This is a genomic window from Methylobacterium sp. A52T (assembly GCF_053346095.1).
Window position 1 is genome coordinate 1 of the sequence record NZ_JBKFBI010000262.1, and the last position, 3,013, is coordinate 3,013.

The window sequence follows — 3,013 nt, forward strand, 5'->3', positions numbered from 1 at the left end:
GTCGGCGCGGCGACCGGCGTGGTCGGCGGCACCCTGGCGGGGGGCCCGGTCGGCGGCCTCGAGGGCGCGGGTGCCGGCGCGGCGCGCGGCGCCGCCGCGGGTGGCCAGATCGGCCGCGGCGACGTGATGGCGACCGGCGCCTCGACGATCGTCCCGCCGAACCCCGAGCAGCAGGCGATGCTGGCCCAGCTCTCGGCCGCCCCGGCCGGCGCGCGCTTCGACCGCCTGTACGCGTCGCAGCAGATCCAGGCCCATCAGATGACCATCGCGATGACCCAGGCCTACGCCCAGGGCGGCCCGAACCCGGCCCTGCGCAACTACGCCCAGCAGGCGCTGCCGACCCTGCAGATGCACCTGCAGCAGGCCGAGCGTCTCCCGGGCGCGATGTAAGCGTCACGGATTCGGCGGGCCCGCCCTCGGCCGGGCCGAACGAGAAGGCGGCGGGCGCGAGCCCGCCGCCTTTCTCATGTCGATGGCCCTTCGGGCCAGGATGATCGCGGGCTGACCGCAGCGGACGACCTTCGCGGACGCGCCGCGCCGGCGCGTCCCAGCATCATCGGATCCGGGACCGGCGGACCGATCCCGGATCTCAGCGCCCGCACCGTGCGCTCACTCGCACGCGATGGCGGCGACGGAACGGACCGACTGGCCGGTCGTGTCGATCGGCGGCTTGAACTCGCCGGACTGCGGATCGCGCACCAGCAGGGAGCCGCTGGCCACGCCGAAATGCGCGCCGTGGATCTCCAGGCGACCGTCGTCGACCCGCTCCTTCACGAACGGGAAGGTCAGCAGGTTCTCCATGCTCTGGACGACCACGGCGTGTTCCAGCTTGGTCAGGTAGTTCGGGGCGCCGGGATCGCCCGCCTTGTCCTCGGCCTGACCCACGAGCGAGACCCACTTGCCGATGAAGTCGCCGGGCGAGAGCGGCTTCGCCTTGTTGGCCCAGGCCTTGATGCCGCCGCAGGTGGCATGCCCGAGGACGACGATGTGCTTCACCTCCAGGGCCTGGACGGCGAATTCCAGGGCCGCCGAGGTGCCGTGATACTGGCCGTCCGGCTGATAGACCGGCACCAGGTTGGCGACGTTGCGGATCGTGAACAGCTCGCCCGGGCCGGCATTGAAGATCGCGCTGGGCGAGACCCGGCTGTCGCAGCAGCTGATGACCAGGATCTCCGGATTCTGCGTCGAGGCGAGCTGCGCGAAGCGCCGACGCTCGGTCGGGAAGCGGTCGAGGAGGAAGGACCGGTAGCCTTCGGTCAGGTAGACGGGGAACATAAAGTCGTCTCCAGTTAGACAAATCCGCGACAGCGGGAGTGAAATCAAAGTCCTCGCCAAGCAAGAACGCGCGGCTGGGCCGGAATAGTCCCGCCCACGAGATCCGACGCCAGATCCGCGAGGCCGGCCGGCTCGACGTGCTCGCCGCTGGCGCGCAACTCGTCGAGCGGCCACCAGCGCGTCCCGATCAGCGGGTTGTCCTCGGTCTCGGCGAGCCGGCTCGTGTCGACCCGGTCGTCGGGCAGGCGGACGAGGAAGTAGCGCTCCCGGGCGTCCCGTGGCTGACGGAACAGGTGGAACGGGCCGTCGCAGGCCGCGACCTGCGGGCCGATCGCGACGTCGCCCCGGCCGATCTCCTCCTCCAGCTCACGGCGGCAGGCGGTGACGTGGTCCTCGCCGGGCTCAAGGCCGCCCCCGGGCATGAACCAGAACCGGAGCGGCGCCCCGTCCGGCCCCCTCGCGTGGACCGACGTGTAGGCGATGAGCAGGATCCGGTCCCGCGGATCGAGGACGATCGCGCGGGCGATGTGTCGGACGGGCAGGGGGTTCGCGGCGCTCATGCAGCCAGAGCTAGAGCGCGCGCCGGGGACGGACACCGGCCGCGCGTCCGCCAGCGTGCAAAACAGCACGTTGCGGTTGCCGACGCGCCCGGCGAAGGTGCGGGGCGCCGGTTCAGGACGCCGGGCGGGGCGCCGGTGCCCAGATCACGACGGGGAGCCCGAAGGCGTCGCGCTCGGGCGGATCCGGCAGCGGCACGGCCCGTCCGAGGCTTATGTCGCGGGCCACCACGAGGGCGGCGAGCGCGTCGAGCTGGTCGTCCTCCGGAACGCCCTTCACCCGGGACCCGATCAGCGCGTCCGGCAGGCCCGCCGCCGCGAGGAGCGCCCGCCGGAGGTCCAGCCCCTCGCGGGCGCGCCTGCCCTTCTTGGGCAGACCGAGCGGCCGGCCACCGTTGAGGGCGTGGAAGGCCACCTCGGGGTGGACCTCGTGGACGCGCGCGCGCGTCTCCGGGCGCTCCCGCAGGAGCGTGTCGACCGCGCGGACGTAGCGGAAGATGTTGTAGCCCTGGATCGACGGCGCGAAGGGCGGGTCGCTCGCCGCCCGCGAGGCGGCCTTCGCGGCGGCGTAGTCGGGGGCGTAGACCGCGCTCCGCGGCGGCATCGGGAACACCGAGGCCCGCGCCGGCCCGAGCCGGGCGCGCGCGGCCCGGTCGGCGCCGCGGCCGCCCCCGGTGATCCGGTCGGGCAGCCCGATCGGCACGTCGATCCCGACGATGTCGGGCCGCTCCGGCGCGTCGAGGAGCGCGGCGACGTCCGGGAACAGGGCGCAGCGGTGCCGGTCGGGGTCGTCGAGGTCGAGGAGCGCGCCCGCCCAGGCGCCGCGGCAACCGTCCAGTCCCGCGATCCAGCGCGCCATGCCGTTCCTCCGTCTCATTCCGCGCGGCCGGCGTTCCTGCCGACGTTCTTGCCGGGCCGCGCGCGGAAAGCTATCCGCGTCGCCGAGGGCGCCGCCGGCCCGGGAGAAGCGTGATGAGCGAGACCCGTCCCCGTCGCAGCGTGCTGGCGATGCCGGGCTCCAACGCCCGGGCGCTGGAGAAGGCGCGGTCGCTCCCCGCCGACGTGATCCTGATCGACCTCGAGGACGGCACCGCCCCCGCCGCGAAGGCGGCGGCCCGCGCCCCGGGCGCCGCCGCGGGCGCCGCGGCGGGGGGGGGGCCGCGCGGCGGCGGGGGGGGCGG

General features: G+C 74.3%; 5 protein-coding genes. 2 read left to right on the forward strand and 3 right to left on the reverse strand.

The features are described from left to right. Positions 1 to 390, forward strand: a 390-nt coding sequence (locus tag ACLBYE_RS30060) for a DUF4142 domain-containing protein (protein WP_447696961.1), incomplete at its 5' end; no start/stop codon positions are given. Between the two features lie 219 nt (positions 391 to 609). On the opposite strand, the gene ACLBYE_RS30065 is transcribed toward ACLBYE_RS30060, so the two are convergent. From ACLBYE_RS30065 to ACLBYE_RS30075, 3 genes are all read right to left on the reverse strand, one after another. Continuing rightward, positions 610 to 1,275 carry a carbonic anhydrase gene (locus ACLBYE_RS30065; protein ID WP_447696962.1) on the reverse strand — a complete coding sequence of 222 codons (666 nt, stop codon included), beginning with the start codon at positions 1,273 to 1,275 and terminating at the stop codon, positions 610 to 612. Between the two features lie 44 nt (positions 1,276 to 1,319). After that, positions 1,320 to 1,835, reverse strand: a complete 516-nt coding sequence (locus ACLBYE_RS30070; RefSeq protein WP_447696963.1) for an NUDIX hydrolase — start codon at positions 1,833 to 1,835, stop codon at positions 1,320 to 1,322. Positions 1,836 to 1,947: 112 nt separating this feature from the next. Further along, positions 1,948 to 2,691: a DUF429 domain-containing protein gene (locus ACLBYE_RS30075; RefSeq protein WP_447696964.1), complete on the reverse strand. Its 744-nt coding sequence runs from the start codon at positions 2,689 to 2,691 to the stop codon at positions 1,948 to 1,950. 113 nt (positions 2,692 to 2,804) lie between these two features. Here ACLBYE_RS30075 and ACLBYE_RS30080 point away from each other — a divergent pair. Continuing rightward, positions 2,805 to 3,013: aldolase/citrate lyase family protein (locus ACLBYE_RS30080; RefSeq protein WP_447696965.1), on the forward strand; the 209-nt coding region annotated here is incomplete at its 3' end.

Coding starts and splice junctions, on each gene's coding strand:
- ACLBYE_RS30065 (WP_447696962.1), bottom strand. CDS start 1,275: ATGTTCCCCGTCTACCTGACCGAAGGCTACCGGTCCTTCCTCCTCGAC.
- ACLBYE_RS30075 (WP_447696964.1), bottom strand. CDS start 2,691: ATGGCGCGCTGGATCGCGGGACTGGACGGTTGCCGCGGCGCCTGGGCG.
- ACLBYE_RS30070 (WP_447696963.1), bottom strand. CDS start 1,835: ATGAGCGCCGCGAACCCCCTGCCCGTCCGACACATCGCCCGCGCGATC.